Here is a 20,175-nt window from a genome sequence, read left to right on the forward strand (position 1 = left end):
AGATTTTTTCCGGGATATGGAAAGCGCACGGCCACGGAAAAACAGCCATTGACCTTAAAGTTGACTTCAATCTTAAGCTGCCCCGACGTCAACTGAGGACTGCCCCATGAATGTGTTCGACACGCTGCTACTGCCCAACGGTTCGACCCTCAAGAACCGCATCGCCAAAGCCGCCATGGAAGAGAACATGGCGGACGCCGAGCAAGCGCCTTCGGCACAACTGATGCGCCTGTATCAAGCCTGGGCCGACGGTGGGGCTGGCCTGCTTATTACCGGCAACGTGATGGTCGATGGGCGTGCCATGACCGGGCCGGGTGGCGTGGTGCTGGAGGACGATCGGCAACTGGACAAGTTCAAGCGCTGGGCGCGGATTGGCCGATCCGGCGGTGGGCAATTCTGGTTGCAGATCAATCACCCGGGACGGCAGATGCAAGCCAATCTTGGTCAGCAGGCCTGGGCGCCGTCGGCGGTGGCGCTGGAGCTGGGCAACCTGTCCAAGCGTTTCGCCACGCCTCAGGTGATGACTGCAAGCGTGATCGCAGAGGTGATTCAGCGTTTTGCCAACACCGCTCGCCTGGGCGAACAAGCCGGATTCACCGGTGTGGAAATTCATGCGGCTCATGGCTATTTGCTGAGCCAGTTCCTGTCGCCACTGACCAATCGCAGAACCGACGAGTGGGGCGGCTCGCTGGACAACCGCGCGCGTCTGCTGATCGAGATTGTCAAAGCGGTCAGGGCTGTGGTTTCGAGAGAATTTGCGGTAGCCGTCAAACTCAACTCTGCCGATTTTCAACGAGGCGGATTCACCGCCGACGACGCCAGACAAGTGGTGGTGCTGCTCAACAATCTGGGGGTTGATCTGGTCGAATTATCCGGCGGCAGTTACGAAGCGCCCGCCATGCAGGGCGAGGCGCGTGATGGCCGAACTCTGGCTCGCGAGGCTTATTTCGTCGAGTTTGCCCGTGACATCCGTACCGTCGCGACAATGCCGGTTATGGTCACCGGCGGCATACGTCGACGTGCGATCGCCGAACAGGTTGTGCACAGCGGCGTCGACATGGTGGGCATCGGAACGGCGCTGGCGATTGATCCTGACCTGCCGCGTGACTGGCTGGCGGGCAAGAATACCGCTCCGCAATTACCGCCGATCACCTGGAAAAACAAAGTCATCGCTTCGCTGGCAAACATGGCGGTCGTCAAGTTTCAACTGACCAGGCTGAGTCGAAATAAACAGCCCGATCCGAAAGTATCGCCGTTACGTGCGCTGATTCTGCAACAGCTCGCGGCAGCCTGTCGCACTCGGCAATACAGGCACTGGATTCAGAGGCGTTCTTGAGTTGGCGACTTGCCCGCGTCCGAGAACGTCGGCGGGCATGCACACTTGCATTCAGCTAGAGGTCGCCAGAGGCCAGCCGAGGCGCGCGGCACGACGCAGGCTGGCCCTGACAACCAAGCGGTGAAACGGGGCAATGACGAAAATGTAAGCCCGGCCCAGACGGTTGTGACACTGGACCACCGTTGAAAAAACCAGTCGGCGACTGCCGTCAGGCTCTGCCTCTGCAGAACACAGGATGGATATCCGGAAATCGAGGTGCTTGTCGTCCTCTCCCAATACGATCTCAGTCTGGTTGGTGCTGTATACCTTGAAGATAGCCACCCGATCAGCCAGCGCTGCCAATTGCCTGGCTGTCTTGAGACCGAAACAGCGCACGAGGGTGTCTCGCACTTGCATGAGCCATCCGACCCAGGATGGCTGGTTGGAAAGAATGAATCGGGCCAGTAAATCCGCATCGTCGCAGGTGCCCGCAGGGAGCCGAATCGCGAAAGCGTCCGCCAGATTCATTGACGTGTAAAAGTGGGCGACGCTGGACCCTGAAGGGACTGGCACAGCCATAACGGGCTCAAATTCCTGGGGCATCGGGTATCTCTCCTGAGTTTCTACCTGCTAATGAAAAGGCATGCGATGTGGCGGTCGTGCGCATACGAATGCCCACGCATCGATGAGGTCCATAGCCTCGCTGAGCGGGGAGGGATCAACTGGATGCTGCCGAGACGCCAATTTCTGCCTGGCGGATACTGAGCCCGATCAGTGCATCATAGAGCTCTTGCTGCCCGGCTGGCAGAACAGGACGCAATGTTGCGCGGCGCTTGTCGACACCGAACCAGGATTCCACCAGCCATCCCACCAGATAGAGTGCCGCAAGACAGCCGCCGGCGGTCGCAACGTTCCCCTGAGAGACAAGCGGCTGATCCAGACACTCAAGTCCCAGCGCTTGCAAACCCGATCGTGCCTGCGGGTGAGTCGTCGCTTGTCCGCTGAGCAGCCCAAGCCGCTCGAGAATGAAAGCTCCGGCGCAGACGGCGCCGATGCGCTGGCGGCTGGGGTCAAGTGCAAAGGCGGGCAGGAAATCTGCGGCGACCAGGGCCGCGGGTATGCCTTCCTTGCCGCTGATGAACAATACCGCATCGGCACTGTTGGCCTCGCAAAGCGGACCGTGCACTGAAACCGGCAGGCCGTGCGCTGATCGCACGGTCGCGCTGGCCGCTAATATCCGCACGTGCCAGTCTTGCGTGTTGCGGCCTAAGATGTCCCACATCAGGAACAGGTCGATATCGGTGAATTGGTCGAAAGCAACCAGAACGATTTTCTTCAAGGCGAACTCCATGAAACGTGCTGGCGTGCACAACGCAACGGCCATTTCTGCAGGTGTTCGCAGCGTATCAATCGGTTGTCCGCCATACACAGCCTGTATGGCGCTAAACATGGAGCGCACTGACTGATGGAAAAACTGACGCGCAGTCATTGGATCGCGGCGGGTTTTGAGGCCCTCGATCACGTAGGGCACATGGGCGTTTCTGCCGAAAGTCTGGCGCGCCGATTGAATGTCACCCGCGGATCGTTCTATCACCATTTCCGCAATCGCGAAGACTTTGTCCGCAGTTTGCTGACCGCCTGGGAAGAAGACTACACGCAGCGCATGCTCGCTTATGCAGCGCAGGGCCGTAGCGCGGGCGAGACCTTGAAACGCTACTTGAGTATCGCCGCCGAGAAACAACCCGGGCGGGAAATTTCCATCCGCGCCTGGTCGCTGCACGATCCGTTGGTCAGCGAGTTTCAGCAGCGCGTCGACGCAAGGCGATTGGACTTCGCCATTCAGACGTGCCGCCGCTTCGTCCATCTGCCAGGTGAAGCAGAATTGGTCGGGCAGATGGCTCATCTGTGCCTGATTGGGGGACAACAGACAGGGCTGCGGCGGGATGCTGCGCGCTTTAACGGTTTTTTGAGTCGAGCCTTGTCACTGTTCGAAGCGGCGCGTTCAGGGTGGCGGATTTGAATCATGTCCCACGTTCCATAGATTGCCACGACTCCATGCGATAACGGCTCACTGATCAAAATGCCTCTACGCTTTGCATTGCGTGCCTGCGCTAACACCTATGGTTGATTGCCGCGCATCGGTTTTACTGCAAGGATTCTCAGTCGATTTTCTTCTTTGTGTTTCTCTCGACTACGTTTAGCAATGTCGGCGAGTGGCAGGCACTTGTCGGGGCCTGATGATCAAACGTTTACCAATGGCTGCGAACGCTATGAACGAAGGCATGCAGATTCTATGGGACGACGCCGAGCGGGTACTCTGCCGTGGCAGACGTGCGGCGGGGAATGGTTCTGTTGCGGTTCTCGTGGCGTCAACCGCGGCAGAACAGCCTGGTCGCTCAAGCCTGGACCGTCTGGCTCATGAGTATTCATTGAAAGATGAACTCGATAGTCAATGGGCGATCCGTCCTGTGGAATTGCTGCACGACAATGGCCGGGTGCATCTGGTGTTCGAAGATCCCGGCGGCGTGTTGCTCGCCGAATTGCTCAGCGCCCCGATGGATGTCGAGACGTTTCTGCGCGCCTCGATCAGCATTGCCGAGGCGCTGGCCAGGATGCACGGCTGCGGCCTGATCCACAAAGACATCAAACCTGCGCATATTCTCGTCGATTGCGTCGATGGCCACGCGCGTCTGACCGGCTTCGGCCTGGCCTCGCGCTTGCCACGCGAACGGCAGGTCGCGCAATCGCCTGAAACCCTGGCCGGGACTCTGGCGTACATGGCGCCGGAGCAGACGGGGCGGATGAATCGCTCGGTCGATTCGCGCAGTGACCTCTATGCCTTTGGGGTCACGCTCTACCAAATGCTCACCGGATCCCTGCCGTTCAGCGCCGCTGATCCCATGGAATGGGTGCATTGCCATATCGCCCGGACACCCCTGTCGCCGAGCGCGCGGGTCGCCACCGTGCCGCAAGTGCTTTCGCAGATCGTGATGAAGTTGCTGGCCAAGACCGCGGAAGAACGTTACCAGTCCGCGATGGGGGTCGAACAGGATCTGCGCCGCTGCTTGACGCACTGGCAACGGCAACAGCACATCGAAGCATTTCCCCTGGATGAACGAGGCACATTCGGCCGTTTGTTGATTCCCGAGAAACTCTACGGACGCGAGTCAGAGGTCGAGAGTCTCGTCAATGCGTTCGCACGCATGGCCGGCAATGGACGGCCCGAACTGGCGTTGGTCTGCGGATATTCAGGGATCGGCAAATCCTCTGTGGTCAACGAATTGCATCGCGCGCTGGTGCCGGCAAGGGGGCTGTTTGCCAGCGGCAAGTTCGATCAGTACAAACGCGACGTGCCTTACGCAACATTGGTACAAGCCTTCCAGAGCCTGGTGCGCACCTTGCTGAGCAAGAGCGATGCGCAAATGGTGGGTTGGCGCGATGCTTTGCGGGCGGCGCTCGGTGCCGATGCGCGGCTGATGTCGGACCTGATTCCGGATTTGAAATTGATCATTGGTGAGCCCCCGGCGCTGGCCGATCTGGAGCCCGCCCTGGCGCAACGACGGTTTCTGAAAGTGTTCAGCAGATTTATCGGTGTGTTTGCCCGAGCGGAACATCCGCTGGCACTGTTTCTCGACGATCTGCAGTGGCTGGATGCCGCAACGCTCAATCTGCTCGAGGAAATGTTGATTCGTTCGAAGATGAATCATCTTTTGCTGATCGGTGCCTATCGCAGCAATGAAGTCGACGCCTCGCACCCCTTGATATCCAGGCTGCAGTCGATCAAATCCGCGGGCGGCACAGTGCATGAAATTTGTCTGGCACCGCTGGCCATTGCACACGTCGAGACGTTGCTCGTCGATGCGATGCAAGCGGACCGGGCGTATGTCGCGGCACTTGCACAGCTGATTCTGGACAGAACCGCCGGCAATCCGTTTTTCGTCATCCGCTTTCTCAAGACCCTCGTTGATGAAAGTCTGCTCACGTTCGACCAGGAGAGCAGACGCTGGCGCTGGGATGCCGATCTTATTCACGCTCAAGGCTACACCGACAACATTGTCGACCTGATGGTGGGCAAGTTGGTGCAACTGCCACTGCGCACGCAGCAAGCGTTGCAGCAATTGGCATGTCTGGGCGACGCTGCGGACGTCGACACCTTGTCGTGCGTGCTTGCGATGCCTGCGCCGCAGGTTCACCTGGTACTTTGGCCCGCTATCCGTGACGAATTGATCACGCGCCAGGACCACTCCTACGGTTTTGCCCACGACCGTATCCAGGAGGCGGCTTATCTGTTGATCGCGCCGGACGCGCGAGCGCAAAAGCATTTGCGGATCGGCCGTTTACTCCTTGATCAGGCGCCAAAGGACGAATGCATCGACACGATTTTCGAGATTGTCGGGCAGCTCAATCGCGGTGCGCCGCTGATGGCTCGCCAGTCGGAGCGCGAGCAACTGGCGCAATTGAACCTGCTGGCGGGCCAGCGCGCCAGAGCCTCGACGGCGTATGCCTCGGCGCTCAGGTACTTTACCCAGGGTGCTGATCTGCTCGACGAAACCTGTTGGGGCCGGCATCGGGGGCTGATCTTCGCCCTTGAGTTTGGTCGGGCCTGGTGCGAATTCCTGACCCGGCAACTGCTGGCCGCCGAAGCCCGTCTGCAGCGTCTGTGCGAACGCGTCGTGACAGTGGAGGAACGAACACAGGTGGCATGCCTGCAAGTCGATCTCTACCTGATTATGGATCAGAGCCAGAACGCGGTGACGGTGTGTCTGGCGTTTCTGCGCCATCTGGGCATCGAATGGTCGCCCCATCCCTCGGACGAGGAGGTGCGCGACGAATTCCTGCGAATAAGCCGACAACTGGGTAGCCGCAGCATCGAATCTTTGATCGACCTGCCACCCATGCAGGACGCCATTGCCCTGGCGGCGCTGGAAGCCTTGACCAAACTGATCGTGGCGGCGTTGCATATGGACGGCAACCTGCCGGGGTTGGCGATGTGCAGGGCGATCAACCTGAGCATCGAGTTCGGTAATAGTGATGCGTCGTGTGTGGCCTATGCCAACGTGTCACGAATTGCCGGTCGACGTTTTGCCGACTATCCGGCCGGGCAGGCATTTGCCGAGCTGGGCTGTCGACTGGTGGAGCGGCGCGGACTCGAGCGCTATCAGGCGCGCACTCAACTGGCTTTCCTGTTGTTTGCCCAGCGCTGGATGCAGCCGGTGCGTACCTGTGTCGAGCCGCTACGTCAGGTGTTCGAAGTTGCCACCCGGACCGGTGATCTACCGGTAGGTGCCTTTGCCGGCAACAGTCTGGTATCCAATATGCTGGCCACTGGCGAGCCCTTGGCCGATGTGCAGGCAGAGGCCGAAAAGGCCTTGGTTTACGCCCGCAAAATCGGCTTCGCCGTAGGTGTCGACTTCATCGAAACGCAGTTGGCGTTTATTCAGATGCTGCGTGGCCAGACGCGACTTTTCGGCAGCCTGGAACCTGGACGATCGACGGCGCCCAGCAAACGGCATCGCCGCACCGCGACGTCGCTGGTCTCGGCCTGCTGGCGCTCGATTCGCACGTTGCAGGCGCGTTATCTTGCTGGCGACTACGAAGCCGCGGCGCGGGCAGGGCAAGCCGCGCAGCAACTGTTGCATGCCTCGCACCTGTTTATCGAAGAGGCTGAATACGCGTTCTACAGCGCCCTGACCCTGGCCGCTCAGTGCAACAGCGCGCCTGCCGGCGAGTCGAGAGCCGAACTTGAACGGGTGGCGGCTCATTATCGACAACTGCGAACATGGGCCGATCTGTGCGAGCAGAACTACGCCAGCCACGCCACACTCCTGGAGGGAGAAATGGCTCGCCTCGAAGGGCGCGCGCTGGAGGCCGAACAGCATTATGAACAGGCCATCCATCTGGCGCAGGCCAGCGGTTTTGTGCACATCGAAGCGTTGGCCAACGAACTGGCGTCACGCTTTTATACGGAGCGTGGCCTGACCAGGATCGCCCGGATGTACCTGCAAGACGCTCGTTATGCCTATCAGCGCTGGGGCGCCGACGGCAAGGTTGAGCAGTTGGAGGCCAGCCATGCGTTTCTGCGTGCGGAAAAAACGTTGCCCGGTCCTACCAGTACGATTGCCACACCCGTCGAACGTCTTGATCTGGCCACGGTGCTGAAGGTATCGCAAGCGGCGTCCAGTGAAATCGTGCTGGAGAAATTGATCGAAATGGTCATGCGCACCGCGCTCGAACAGGCCGGCGCGGAGCGCGGTTTACTGATTCTGCTGGAGGCAGGCGAGCAACGTATCACGGCCGAGGCAATGGTCCATGATGACACTACACAAGTGTCCCTGCGCGAGGGGCCGGTCAGCGCCGCCATGGTGCCTCAGTCAATCCTCTTTCATGTGCTGCGGACCCGGGAAAACCTGTTCCTCGATGATGCTTTGAGCGAACCGCCGTTCGCCGACGACCCTTACGTTCGCGAACATCGCGCACGGTCGGTGCTGTGCCTGCCGTTGCTGCATCAGGCGCAGTTGATGGGGGCGCTGTACCTGGAAAACAACCTGAGCACGCGGGTGTTCAGCACCTCGCGAATCGCCGCGCTCAAGCTGGTCGCTTCCCAGGCTGCGATTTCGTTGGTCAACGCGCGTCTGTACCGCGATGTCCAGCTGCGTGAGGCCAAGATCCGTCGGCTCGTCGACGCCGATATCATCGGTATTCTGTTCTGGTCGGCTCAGGGTGAGGTGGTGGAAGCCAATGATGCGTTTCTGCGCATGGTTGGCTACGAGCGCGAGGATTTGCTGTGCGGTCGGGTGCGCTGGCGGGATATGACCCCGCCGGAATTTTTGCCTGTCAGTGAGCGCGCGCTCGCGCAAGCGTTTGCCACGGGCCGCGCGGCGCCGTTCGAAAAGCAATATTTGCGTAAGGATGGCAGTCGCTTGCCGGTGCTTGTCGGCCTTGCTTTGCTTGAAAGCGATCAACTAAAAGGCGTGGCGTTCGTCCTCGACCTGACCGAGCGCAAGCAGGCTGAAGCACAACACCACGACAGCGAGCAGCGTTATCGCGAGATTCAGGCAGAACTGGCGCATGCCTGTCGCGTAGCCACAATGGGTCAGCTCGCCGCGTCGATCGCCCATGAAGTCAGCCAGCCGCTGGCCTCGACGTTGGCCAGTGCACAGGCGGCCGTGCGCTGGTTGACGGCGCAGCCGGCGAATGTCGAGGAGGTACGCCTGTGTCTGGAGCGCATCGTCAAAGATGCCAATCGAGGCAGCGAAGTGCTGGCGCGCATCCGCGGACTCATTCGCAAGGCGCCACAGCCCAGGGAGTCGGTGAACCTCAATGAAGTGATTGGTGAAGTCATCGAAATCATTCGCGGTCAGGCCGAAAAGGCCGCGGTCGCGATCCGCGTCGACATGTTAGCCGAACTGCCGGCGGTCAATGGCGACCGGGTCGAACTGCAGCAAGTCGTGCTCAACCTCATAATGAACGCACTGGAAGCCATGAGCGCTACGGTGGGCGGCCCTCGCGAGTTACTCATCTGCACGCAACGCGACGAGGCGGGGCAGGTGTGGGTGAGTGTCAGCGACTCCGGACCGGGTTTCGGCTCACAGTCCAGCGAGCACCTGTTTACGCCGTTCTACACCACCAAACCCAGTGGGCTGGGCATGGGCCTGGCGATTTGCCGTTCGACCATCGAGGTGCATGGCGGCCAGCTCTGGGCTTGCGCTAACCGGCCTTGCGGCGCCGTGGTGCAGTTCGTGCTGCCCGCTGAAGAGCCACTCTGACAGGCAAAAAAAACGCCCGCCAAAAACATCAATGGCGGGCGTCTGGGAAGTGCCGGCACAACAAGGAGAGCGCTGTACCGGTCAGGGACGAAACTTTCGGATCAGGCAGCGGAGCCGGTTGCCAGGCGCAGCCGATTACAGCTCAACAAGCGCATGACGTAGCCGATTTTGATTGCCGTCGGCCCGAGGATCGTCAGTGCATGCGCGCCCACCAATTGCGCAAGGCGCAGATGCGCGTCGAGCCAATAGGCGAAGACAATCCCGACGATCAGCATGACCAGCCCGCCGATCAACAACACATGCGACAGCTTCAACACCCGCTGCGCATTGTCGAAAAAGCCGTACACGTCGATCATTGCCAACGGCTCATGCCACGGGAATCGATGGGTCGGCGGCAGCCAGCGCGGCAGCGCGATCAGCGGCGGGCGGGTAGATCCACACCGTATTGATCTGGGTCTTGAGCTCCTTCGCTTCTGGCCCGATCAGTTTCAACTGGCGATCCCAACCCTCGGTGTACACAGCGCCCCATGCCCCCAAGTCAAGGCAGGTCACGTACTTGGGCTGGCTGTAGGTCATCGGTTCGACACCCAGCAAGTCGGCCGCGACGTTGTTGCCGGCATAACGGCCCAGGCTGATCGCGTGCTGACAGGACATCGCCGCGTAATTGCCGAGGGTGTCGGTCGCGGCGTAGGCGGTATCGCCCGCTGCGAAGACATGGTCATGTCCCCGCACTCTCAGGTTGCCGTCAACATGCAGCCGGCCTTGCAGGTCGCGCGTTCCGGCCACTTGTTCAGTGAGCGGGCTGGCACGGAAACCGACGGTCCAGATCACTGTGCTGGCCTCGATGCGCTGACCATCGGCGAGGGTCACGCCACCGGCATCGACCGACGCGACCGATGCGTTGGCGATCCATTCCACGCCCAGTGCTTTCGACGCTTCGACAATAGCAGGGCGGATGCCATCGCCCAGGGATGCAGCGATCTGCGGTGCGCGATCCACCACGATCACCCGAATATCGGCGTCGGCGCCCAATGCAGCGCGCAAGCGGGCCGGCATTTCAGTCGCGGTTTCGATCCCGGTAAACCCGCCGCCGGCGACCACGACGGTGTTGCGCGCTGCACTCGGTGGCACATTCTTCAACGACTTGATATGGGCTTCCAGTCGCGCGGCTTCTTCAATCTGATCGACATCGAAAGCGTGTTCGATCACGCCTTCCAGCGCTGGCCGGATAACGCGGCTGCCGGCAGCCAGCACCAGACGGTCGTAATTCAGCGTACCCTGCGAACCGAAGGTGTCGCTGTAGGTGACGCGCTTGTTCTCGGTGTCGATGCTGTCCGCAACGCCTTTGACGAATTTCACCCCGACTGCCTCGAACAGATCACCCAGCGGCGCCGTCATGGTGTGCACATCCGGCTCGTAGAAACGCGGACGGATGCGCAGTTCTGCCTGGGGGGCGAGGACGCTGATCTGCACGTCGTTACGGTCATGCTGGTCCAACAGACGGGCGGCGCCCAGGGCGCTCCAGACGCCACCAAACCCTGCGCCAATAACCAGAATGTGCTGTTTCATCGGATGACTCCTGAACAAAAAATGAATCGTTTATGGGGGCTGTCGGTTCGCGCCGGACCGTCGTGCGGCCCCGTGTGATGTCCTGGCTGCAATCAACCATGGCGGTTCGATTCGCTGCAGATGATGCTATCGGGGAAGGACGCGAGCGACACTTCTACATAGGGTCAGCGGCGACATGCCTAAGTGTGAGGCGGGTATACGTGGGTATAGGCGCAACCCTTGGCGCGAGTCAGTCGGGCCGGTTGACGATGGCGTCGATGCACTTCAGCAGTTCGCCGCAGGGGAAGGGCTTGGGAAAGTAGGCCACCGGTGCAGTTGATTGCGCGCTGACCTGGGGAGGAGATCCTTGGTAGCCGGTAATGAATATGATCGGAATGCGCGCTCCTTGAGCGCAGAGCAGGTCATGCATTTCTATTCCGGACAGACCCGGCATCTGGATGTCCGAGATCAGGCAGCGGGTGTTGTGCGCGGCGGGGCACGCCAGAAACGCTTCGGCTGTGGCGAACAGTTGCACGGTGTAGCCGTTGGACCGCAGCAGACTGTCTAGTGCCAGGCGCACGGACTCGTCGTCATCGACAACCGAAACAACAGCAGTGTGGGCCATTTCTTTCCCTGGGCTCTTGCGGGTAGCCCAGCAAGGACGCCCGCCATGTCGGCAAGATACGCCGCTCACGCGGGCGGCGTACTTATACGTGTGTATAGAAATTCGTTTGAGCTTTAACCAAGTACCCGTGGCGGGCGGCAAGTCGTCAGCGTGAGAATCGACTGCGGTATTCGCGCGGCGTGATCGAGAGGTGACGCTGGAAGGCATAGCGCATGCGGTCTTCATCCCCGAAGCCGCACAGCTGCGCGATCTGATCGATGTTGCGCTGCGAGTCTTCGAGCAAGCGTCGCGCCGCTTCAAGGCGAAACAGTTCCAGGGCTTTCGCGGGTGTCCGACCGACCTTGTGCTTGTAGACGCGGGCGAAGTTGCGGGTGCTCATTTGCGCCTGGCGGGCCATCGCTTCGACTGTCAGGCGGCTGTCGCCGAGGTTGTCGCTCAGCCACAGGTGCAAGTCGTCGAAGCCGCCACGGTCGTCGGTCTGCGATTGCAGCAACTGGCTGAATTGCGCCTGACCGCCGGGCCGTTTGAGAAATACCACCAGCTCACGCGCAACTTCCAGGGCAATGTCGCGGCCGCAATCGGCTTCGACCAGCGCCAGTGCCATGTCGATGCCGGTGGTCACGCCTGCCGATGTCCACAGCGTGCCTTGCTGGATGAAGATCGCGTCGAGGTCGACATTGACCGTCGGGAAACCGCTCTTGAGCGTGTCGCACATTGCCCAGTGTGTGGTCGCCCGCAAACCGTTGAGCAAGCCGGCCTCAGCCAGCAGAAACGTACCGCTGCAAACCGAGGCGACGCGCTTGGCCTTGGGCGCTGCCTGACGCAACCAGCCAACCAGCGCGCGATTGTCTATCAACGCCTGACGAATATCCGGCGCGCCGGGCACGAGCAACGTATCAATGCTCACATCGTTGAGCTGGCTCAATGAGGTGGTCTGGACCGACAGGCCTTCGGCGGTGGCGATCAATCCGCCCTGCACACTGGCCGTGTGCATGCTGTATCCCGGCAGACCGCGCAGCGCCAGGGCTTTGGAGGCAGACCAGAACACAGTCTGTGCACCGGTCAGGTCCAGCAGACCCATTCGCGGATACGCCAGAAACAACAAGGTGCGCGGTTGCGTGCGCAGAGCGTTGAGCGAGGGAGTGTCGGGCAGCATCGAATTCATGGCGGCGTCAGGGCTCTGTTGTCGTCACGGCTGGCGAACAAGGGCACGGGTGCGTGGGTTTGCCGGATTGACGGTTATAAGTCATAAGTTCCCTGTGCGCCAGCCGCAGCCGCGGCGGTAAGAGCGCCCTCATCCTGACGATGCAAATACGCAGCGAGCGTCAGGGAGAGGGCGGGCCTTCAACGACAGGCCATGCAGAAACCAGGCACGGCCCGATAGGCAGTGCTGTTGCCGTTGTCCGCTACACGTCTTTCCAGCAAGCGATCCGAGCCCCCTTCAGCAATCCGGTTCTGCTTGAGATGATCCGCACCGTCGGCGGCCAGTTGGCGTTCGTGCAGGCGATCGGCACCCCCTTCGGCGACCCGGTTCTGCGGGGTTCGATCAGACCCGTCGGCGGCGATGCTCTGTTCTCGGGCCTTGTGAAGCGTGTTTTGAAGCAATGGCGCCGACGCGTCTCGGTCGCCTTCTGCGCGACCGCCGCTGCGCACTTCGGCGGCGTAGGTGAACGATGGCTGAGCACCGATGGCGGTCATTAAGGCGCAACTGAACAGTAAGTTTGCAAGTTTCATTGATTTACCCATCCTGTGAAATGGTGATGTTCAACAGCACTTGCAATTTTATAGTGCTGACAACTTCAGGCGCTTATGCAATGGGGTGGGCAGGGCGTTCATAGGTGTTAAGGACCTATGCTCAAGTATAAAGTCACAGTAACGGTCCGACGTAGCGGCCAGGTTTCTCACTGCGGTGAGTGCAGGGAGTGGCACTTATACATTGGTATGGTTCGCCGCCGCCTCGATATCGGTTCAATCCACTAAACAGGCTTTATTCTTATACCCGCGTATGATTTTTGCGGGTGTGGTCGCGGCGCACACTCTTCGGCAAGGAGCGTTGATAAACGCTCTCTCCAGACAGGCATTGGCCCGATGGTTTTCCGTATCAGTACAAAGGAGTGCGACCATGTCAACGTATCTGAACCATTCCGTTGCCTATCAGCAAGGCAGTGAGCAACAGGCCGCGTCTCGCCAGCCAACGGCATCTACCTTCGGCGGTGTGCAGGAACTGGTGCCTTCACGCTATGCACTGCGGGTGGGCGACATCGACGTGGTGGTGATCAGCGACGGCGTGCTGCCGCTGCCCACGTCGACCATGTCCACCAACGCCGACCCGGCGGCCCGCGCCGCCTGGTTCAAGGATATGTACCTGGGCCCCGACGCATTCGACTGGGCCCTGAATGTCCTGGTGGTGCGCAGTGGCGAGCAGATCATCCTCGTCGACGCCGGTCTGGGCGGGCAGTTCCCAGGCTTTCCCCGGGCCGGGCAATTGCCCAAGCGCCTGGAAGCGGCCGGCATTGATCTTGGATCGGTGACGGACGTGGTGGTCACTCACATGCACATGGATCATGTCGGCGGATTGCTCGTCGATGAAGTAAAAAACCGCCTGCGTGCAGACGTGCGCATTCACGTTTCAGCCACTGAAGTGGCGTTTTGGGAGACGCCGGATTTCACCCAGACAGTCATGCCATCGCCCGTGCCTGACGTATTGCGCGCCACCGCCAGGCAGTTCATCGATACCTACCGCAGCAAGGTGCGCACATTTGACGACGAGTATCAGGTGGCACCGGGCGTGGTGGTGAAACTCACCGGTGGCCATACACCCGGGCATAGTGTGGTCTACGTGAACTCTGGTGGCGAGCGTTTGACCTTCGCCGGCGATGCGCTGTTTCCAGTGGCCTTCGAACATCCCGACTGGCACAACGGCTTTGAGCATGATCCTGAGGAATCGGTCCGTGTCCGCATGCGCCTGATGCGCGAGGCGGCCGCCAGCGGCGAATGGTTTGTCGCCACCCACCTGCCGTTCCCCTCGGTGGGCCGCGTGGCCGTCGATGGCGAGGCGTTCCGCTGGATCGCGGCGTTCTGGGATTACTGATTTGCCCCTGCACATGCTGTAGCGGCTGCGGCACACTGCAAAATTTTGATCGTTGCTCAAGGCAAGTCAAATGCATGCAGTGTGTCGCAGCTGTCGGGCAAAGAACGGGTCTGCGCGGTCAGCGCCGACGCTGCAACGCTCGTTCGATACACGTCAGAAGTGCCTGGGTATCGAACGGTTTGGAAAAATACCCTTCCGGCTTTCTGACCTTGACACTGAACTGTGGTGGCAGCCCGGGTTTGCCCGTGATGAACAGCGTAGGGATATGGATATTCCTGGCCGCCAGTGCCTCGTATAACTCCACTCCGCACATGCCGGGCATTTGAATATCCGATACCAGGAAATCGCTGTTCTGCGGATCATCGGACCGCAAAAACGCCAGCGCGCTGTTATAGGTTTTCACCGTATAACCACAAGAACGCAATAAGCTTTTCAGTGATACAAGAATAAGCTCGTCGTCATCAACGACAGAAATAATGGCCGAATCAAACATGGGAAACCTGGCGTTTTTACCCTGATTATTCATGGGGCAAGTTATTGTTGATCTGCCAGAGCAGTTGCGCATTGCGCCGCAAGCACTCTTCAAAGAACCGTTTACTGGCAGAGTCTTTGTTGGCGTCCGCACTTTCTTGATATTCACGTAAAACGGCATCGGCTGTCCGTAGCCGACGCATGCCGTCATGAATGCCAATCAGGCAATCGGCAAACCCCAGGCTCTGTGCGACATCGTTGAGGCGGTAGAGGCTTGCGGGTTCAGCGTAGCCGCCCAAGTCAGCGATGCCGGTGGCGAGGAACCCCGCGTAGTCAGCCGTGGTGCGGGCCAGCCGGCGAAACAGCTGCCGTATTGGCAGGAAACTGACGTTGCGAAGTGTTTGCTCCAGGTAATCGAGCTGCGCCTGGATGCTCAGCGTCGTACCGAGCATTTGCATGAGCGCATCAATGGCCTCAATGCGCTCGACAGTGGATAAGGAGGTATGCGCACCGTAGCGGCTGATGCGTAACGGATGACTGACTTTATAGAGCGTTTGAGTAGCGTTCATGGCAACCGTCTCAGGCTGGCGCGCAGGCGCGATACGTGGCTTCGTAAGAGATGACCAGCTTAAGTCGAGGCACCGTCGATGACATTCGTACCTGAAGACGGTGGGGTAGCACATGGGGTCAGGCCCGTCATACCCGAGTATGGGCGCGCAGTTATTGTGTCCAATACTGCGATTGCAACAACGGGCTCCATTGCTCCTGATTGTCCGGGCGTCGGTAGTACACCACCATGCGCCGCGCCACCTGCATGGCCACCTCGCGGCCGTTGTCCGCCTCGACCAAGGCCAGGGACAGATCGATTCCCGCGCTGACGCCAGCCGAAGTCCATAGCGGGTCCTGCTCGACGAAGATGGCTTCGCGATCCAGCTCGACGCGCGGGAACAGGCGCTCGAACTGATCTGCCATGGCCCAGTGAGTCGCTGCGCGCAGGCCGTCCAGCAAACCGGCCCGGGCAAGGAAAAACGCACCGCTGCAGACGGAGGTGGTGCGACTGGCGAGAGAAGAAGCCTTGCGCAGCCATTCCACCAGCGGCGAACTGTCGACCAATGCCTGGCGAATGTGCGGCGAGCCAGGAACGATCAGCGTATGCATCGGCCCCCGCGCCAGATCATCCAGGCGCACCGTTTGCACCACCAGACCTTCCGCGGTGCGTACCGGCCCCCCTTGCAGGCTGGCGGTATGCAAGGTGTAACCGGGCAGGCCGAGGTCAGCCAGGCTGCGGGTTGCGGCCCAGAAAACGGTCTGGGCGCCGGTCAGGTCAAGCAGGCCCATCTGCGCATAGGCGACAAAAATGACGCTGCGCGGTTTGCCCGGTACTGCCTGTGATGGGTTGTATGAGGTAGTCACAGCTCGAAGCCCTCGTATTCGCCTGGCGAAGTAGAAATATTCATTGCTCGTGTCGCAGGCCATGCGTGGGTATCGCGAAGCGAAACTGCGTGCCGACCCCTTCGGTGCTCTCCACCCAGATACGCCCACCGTGGAACTCGATGATTGAACGACAGATCGACAAGCCCATGCCCAGGCCCTTGGGTTTGGTGGTGAAGAAGGGGTCGAACAACGAAGGAAGAATATCTTCGGCGATGCCGCTGCCGGAGTCGGCGATTTCCAGCACGGTTTCGTTGTGTTGCAGCGAGGTGCTGATGCGCAACATACGCGGTCGGTCGTGCACATTGGCCATGGCCTGGCAGGCATTGATGATCAGATTGATGATCACTTGTTGCAGCTGTACCCGATCGCCTTTTATCAATGCGCCGGGTGCTTCGAGTTGTGCGTGTGGGCGCACCTCGTGCAGGGCGATGTCATGCTGCATGAGCGTCAACGAGTCTTTGACGATGTCGTCGAAGCGTTCGACATTGCGTTGTACTTCGCTGTGCCGCGACAAGGCGCGGATGCAAGTGATCACGTCGGACACGCGCGCAGAGTTCTGGATGACCCGGTCCAGCGAGCGCCGCGCTTCTTCCAGGTTAGGCTCGGGCCGGTTGATCCAGCGTTTGCACGACTCGCCGCTGGTGATCACGGCGGCCAGCGGCTGATTGATTTCATGAGCGATCGAGGCGGCCAACTCGCCCATGGAACTCAACCGTGTGACATGGGCCAGGGTTGCCTGGGAATGGAACAGCGCTTCTTCGGCTTGCCTGGCGGCCGTGACATCCATCAAGGCGCCGACGTATTCGCTACGGCCACCCTGTTTGATCAACGGACTGGCAATCATTTGTACGTGCTTGATCCGGCCGTCGGGCATCACCAGTCGATGCTCGAGCTCGATCAGCTCCCGGTGTTCCGCCGCCTGCCGCAGGACACCGTCGATGAGCGCCAGGTCATCGGGGTGAGTCCTGGCCTTGATCAACGCAAGCGTGGGCGTAAGCAGGGGCGGGTATTCGAAGATGCGAGACGATTCGTCCGACCACGACACGTTGAATTTGCGCTCGGCGCCGACGGTGAAAACCACGCTGCCGGTATGACTGAGCTTCTGTGCACCCATGAAAAATGCCTCTTTGCGGCGTAGCGTTTCAGTGGCCCGTTTGCTGCGCAGCGCCAGCAGACTAATGGTGGTCAGGGCGATCAGGCACCGGACAAAAGCGGCGATCAAGCGGTGGTCGCGGTAGCCTGCGTCAGCAATGAAACTGGCGGTCAGAATGATGACGCACCCTACGGCCACAGCGATAAACAACGGCACCGGAAAGAAATTCGCCGACATGAAGACCAGGGTGATGTAGAACAGCGTCGGCGCGACATCGAGGTCGAGGTATGAGTTGGTGGTGAAAATCATGCTGCCCACGGCAATGGCCGCCAGCCAGGCAACGGCGTCTGAACAAAAAAACTGTGCGCGACGTTTGAAGATAGACATTTGTTATTCCGGTTTTTTGCTATCGGACGGCATCGCGCAACCTGTGGCGGATGCCGGGCAAACTTGGGTGACGGGCAGAATGACGCAGAAGTAAATGTGTAGCGCTGCTCTCGGGAGGCGGCTGTATTGCCACTTGCGTAATGATGCATAAGCCCCACCTGGGCCGCTTTTGTTATGGGTAATGATGGTAGGGCAACGCCTTGAAGTCGGGCACCGCTACATTGGGTCAACGCGCGTATGACTAGGTATAACGGGGCTATACCCAGGTATTAGCCGCGGGCGGTGCGACCTCGCCACACCGCCCGGGCCGGCGCGGTCAGCGATTGGCCGACTGCGCGGCGATGGCCTCCGCCATGCGCACCAGATCGGCAAAGGAGCGCGCGCCCATCTTGCGCATGGCCTGGCCGCGGTGGATTTTCACCGTGATCTCACTGAGGCCGATCTCCCCGGCGATCTGCTTGTTCATCAAGCCCGAAGCCGCCAGCGCCATGACCGTCTGCTCGCGGGGCGTCAACGTGGCATGGCGCGCACGTAGCTCCTCGGCATGTCGCCCGGACTCGCGCCGTTGCTTGTCCCGGGTATGCGCGGCGCACACGGCGTCGATCAGATCTTGCTCGCGAAACGGTTTGGTCAGAAAGTCCACGGCACCGGCCTTCATCGCGCGCACCGTCATGGCTATATCGCCATGTCCGGTGATGAACACAATCGGTACATTGATGCCGGCGGCCGCCAGCTCACTCTGGAAATCCAGGCCACTGCTGCCTTGCAGGCGCACATCGAGCACCAGGCAACTGACGGTATCGGGGCGCGGGTGATTCATGAATTCAGCGACTGAAGCGAAGAGCTCGACCCGCAGGCCGATCGAGCGCAACAGGCTGCCAAGGGATTCGCGCAGCCCGGCATCGTCGTCGACAATGAAAACCACGGGCTCGCCTGGATTGCTGTTATGCACGGGATGATTGTTCATTGCTGTTGTTCCCAAGGTTTTGACTGACCGGGCCTGGCAATACCGAATCGACAGCAAAAATCGCCAGCTCGATTCTAGCGCTGATCCCGCAACGGGCCAGTTGGCCCCTGACCAAAGGCGCTGGCGCGCGCCCTGTCGACCGCCAGCGAACGGGCAGGGCAGAGCAAGCGATCGTCGGGGTGCAATCATGCGGGCGGATGGGTGTTGTTCGTTCGGGAGCCAATAATCGGTTCAGCATCCTAGTTGCCCGACGAGGTCATCGGCTAGGACAAAAAACCCGGAAAAACCGCCATTGACGCATGCCGATACAACGCATGAACGAGTTCGCTAGCGGGTCCACACGCGTTTTTTTCGACTTCATACTCACGTATAGAAGCCTTCACCTAACGCATGATCGCCCTGTCCCGATGTACCAAAGACGCTTGGCAACCGGGGCCGTAATCTAGGTGCTGCTGTCTGTTGAACTCAAAGGCTGCGTGCCGGGTGGTGAAGTCCATGAACAGAAATGATCTGCGTCGCGTCGACATTCATCTGCTGGTGGTATTTGAAACGATGATGCACGAGCGTCATGTTGGCCGCGTCGGCGAAAAGCTGTTCCTTGGCCAACCGGCGATCAGCGCCGCGCTGGGACGCTTGCGCCAGTTGTTCGATGATCCGTTGTTCATTCGTGCCGGCAGAGTCATGGAGCCGACGGCGCGGGCGGAGGAAATATTCATCAATCTGACCCCGGCGCTGGACGGCATTGCCGCGGCAGTGAGCCGTTGCCAATCATTTGAACCGGGCGCCAGCGAGGCGACGTTTCAGGTGGGGCTGTCTGATGACGTCGAATACGCGTTGTTGCCGCGCTTGCTCCGGCACCTGCGGGAAGAGGCGCCGAACATCTCACTGGTGGTGCTGCGCGTCGATCAGCAGCAAATGTCGCAACGCCTGTTCAATGGGGAAATTTCCCTCGGCATCAGTCATATGCTCGACCTGCCGGCGAGTGCGCGGCGCAAGAGTCTGCGTGTCGTCCGGCCGATGCTTTTGCGTGCCGATAATTGCGCCGGCTCGGTAACGTTGGAGGAGTTCTGTACACGTCCGCATATCGTTGTGTCCCCGATGGGCAATGCCGCTGACGATACCGATCAGGCGTTAAGTCTGTTGGGGCGGCGGCGCAAAGTGGTGTTGGCGGTACCGCAGTTCAGCGCGCTGCCGAGGCTCTTGGCGCAGAGCGAAATGCTCGCCATCGTTCCCGACTATGTTGCCAGAGCGATGGCGTTGGCCCAGGGCATCCGGGCCGAGGCCGTCCCCTTGCCGCTGCCGACGCAGAACCTGTCCATGGCCTGGCGCGGGACGGCACACAACGATGCCGGCCAGCGCTGGTTGCGTTCGCGTTGTCAGGCGTTTCTCGGTACGCCGATCGAGCTACAGGTGGTGCCGAAATCGTCACCGGCACTGCACGGCACTCAATCGTTGTGGGCAGCGCGGTAGGTTGCCGG

At 60.2% G+C, this 20,175-nt stretch carries 17 protein-coding genes; 5 read left to right on the top strand and 12 right to left on the bottom strand.

The features are described from left to right. The first annotated feature begins 106 nt into the window (after positions 1 to 106). Positions 107 to 1,336, top strand: coding sequence for an NADH:flavin oxidoreductase/NADH oxidase family protein (locus tag HU743_RS10370; protein WP_186648494.1), 1,230 nt, complete (start codon positions 107 to 109; stop codon positions 1,334 to 1,336). A gap of 51 nt (positions 1,337 to 1,387) precedes the next feature. Here the strand turns inward: HU743_RS10370 and HU743_RS10375 are convergent, their stop codons facing one another. Both HU743_RS10375 and HU743_RS10380 read right to left on the bottom strand, forming a co-directional pair. After that, positions 1,388 to 1,918: a DUF2867 domain-containing protein gene (locus HU743_RS10375; RefSeq protein WP_186648496.1), complete on the bottom strand. Its 531-nt coding sequence runs from the start codon at positions 1,916 to 1,918 to the stop codon at positions 1,388 to 1,390. Between the two features lie 115 nt (positions 1,919 to 2,033). Beyond that, the gene (locus HU743_RS10380; RefSeq protein WP_238351722.1) at positions 2,034 to 2,654 is read right to left on the bottom strand and encodes a DJ-1/PfpI family protein; all 621 of its coding nucleotides are present in this window, start codon (positions 2,652 to 2,654) and stop codon (positions 2,034 to 2,036) included. A 126-nt stretch (positions 2,655 to 2,780) separates the two neighbouring features. On the opposite strand from HU743_RS10380, the gene HU743_RS10385 reads away from it, so the two are divergent. Further along, positions 2,781 to 3,335, top strand: a complete 555-nt coding sequence (locus tag HU743_RS10385; RefSeq protein WP_186648500.1) for a TetR/AcrR family transcriptional regulator — start codon at positions 2,781 to 2,783, stop codon at positions 3,333 to 3,335. A 262-nt stretch (positions 3,336 to 3,597) separates the two neighbouring features. After that, a complete protein-coding gene (locus tag HU743_RS10390) occupies positions 3,598 to 9,081 on the top strand; it encodes an AAA family ATPase (RefSeq protein WP_186648597.1) in 5,484 nt (1,827 codons plus the stop codon). 101 nt (positions 9,082 to 9,182) lie between these two features. Here the strand turns inward: HU743_RS10390 and HU743_RS10395 are convergent, their stop codons facing one another. From HU743_RS10395 to HU743_RS10415, 5 genes are all read right to left on the bottom strand, one after another. Beyond that, positions 9,183 to 9,428, bottom strand: coding sequence for a transmembrane sensor/regulator PpyR (locus tag HU743_RS10395; RefSeq protein WP_186546700.1), 246 nt, complete (start codon positions 9,426 to 9,428; stop codon positions 9,183 to 9,185). A 19-nt stretch (positions 9,429 to 9,447) separates the two neighbouring features. Next, positions 9,448 to 10,650, bottom strand: a complete 1,203-nt coding sequence (locus tag HU743_RS10400) for an NAD(P)/FAD-dependent oxidoreductase (protein ID WP_186648502.1) — start codon at positions 10,648 to 10,650, stop codon at positions 9,448 to 9,450. Between the two features lie 229 nt (positions 10,651 to 10,879). Continuing rightward, entirely contained in the window at positions 10,880 to 11,254 is a 375-nt protein-coding gene (locus tag HU743_RS10405) for a response regulator (RefSeq protein ID WP_186546533.1), read from the bottom strand. Between the two features lie 145 nt (positions 11,255 to 11,399). Next, entirely contained in the window at positions 11,400 to 12,419 is a 1,020-nt protein-coding gene (locus tag HU743_RS10410) for a DJ-1/PfpI family protein (RefSeq protein ID WP_186546532.1), read from the bottom strand. 179 nt (positions 12,420 to 12,598) lie between these two features. Continuing rightward, the gene (locus tag HU743_RS10415) at positions 12,599 to 12,988 is read right to left on the bottom strand and encodes a hypothetical protein (protein ID WP_186546530.1); all 390 of its coding nucleotides are present in this window, start codon (positions 12,986 to 12,988) and stop codon (positions 12,599 to 12,601) included. 388 nt (positions 12,989 to 13,376) lie between these two features. Between HU743_RS10415 and HU743_RS10420 the strand changes: the two genes are divergently transcribed. After that, the gene (locus tag HU743_RS10420) at positions 13,377 to 14,345 is read left to right on the top strand and encodes an MBL fold metallo-hydrolase (protein WP_186546528.1); all 969 of its coding nucleotides are present in this window, start codon (positions 13,377 to 13,379) and stop codon (positions 14,343 to 14,345) included. 118 nt (positions 14,346 to 14,463) lie between these two features. Here HU743_RS10420 and HU743_RS10425 read toward each other — a convergent pair whose 3' ends face one another. From HU743_RS10425 to HU743_RS10445, 5 genes are all read right to left on the bottom strand, one after another. After that, positions 14,464 to 14,838, bottom strand: a complete 375-nt coding sequence (locus HU743_RS10425) for a response regulator (protein WP_186619102.1) — start codon at positions 14,836 to 14,838, stop codon at positions 14,464 to 14,466. A gap of 25 nt (positions 14,839 to 14,863) precedes the next feature. After that, positions 14,864 to 15,385: a hypothetical protein gene (locus HU743_RS10430; protein WP_186546524.1), complete on the bottom strand. Its 522-nt coding sequence runs from the start codon at positions 15,383 to 15,385 to the stop codon at positions 14,864 to 14,866. Between the two features lie 151 nt (positions 15,386 to 15,536). After that, positions 15,537 to 16,229, bottom strand: coding sequence for an AraC family transcriptional regulator (locus HU743_RS10435; RefSeq protein ID WP_346656518.1), 693 nt, complete (start codon positions 16,227 to 16,229; stop codon positions 15,537 to 15,539). Positions 16,230 to 16,269: 40 nt separating this feature from the next. Further along, complete coding sequence (locus HU743_RS10440) at positions 16,270 to 17,730, bottom strand: PAS domain-containing sensor histidine kinase (protein ID WP_186546521.1); 1,461 nt, start codon at positions 17,728 to 17,730, stop codon at positions 16,270 to 16,272. 316 nt (positions 17,731 to 18,046) lie between these two features. Next, positions 18,047 to 18,697 carry a response regulator transcription factor gene (locus tag HU743_RS10445; protein ID WP_186546519.1) on the bottom strand — a complete coding sequence of 217 codons (651 nt, stop codon included), beginning with the start codon at positions 18,695 to 18,697 and terminating at the stop codon, positions 18,047 to 18,049. Between the two features lie 495 nt (positions 18,698 to 19,192). Between HU743_RS10445 and HU743_RS10450 the strand changes: the two genes are divergently transcribed. Next, positions 19,193 to 20,167: a LysR family transcriptional regulator gene (locus tag HU743_RS10450; protein ID WP_186636412.1), complete on the top strand. Its 975-nt coding sequence runs from the start codon at positions 19,193 to 19,195 to the stop codon at positions 20,165 to 20,167. Positions 20,168 to 20,175 lie beyond the last annotated feature (8 nt).

This window comes from Pseudomonas sp. SWRI99 (genome assembly GCF_014270125.1).
Classification (GTDB): Bacteria; Pseudomonadota; Gammaproteobacteria; order Pseudomonadales; family Pseudomonadaceae; genus Aquipseudomonas; species Aquipseudomonas hamedanensis.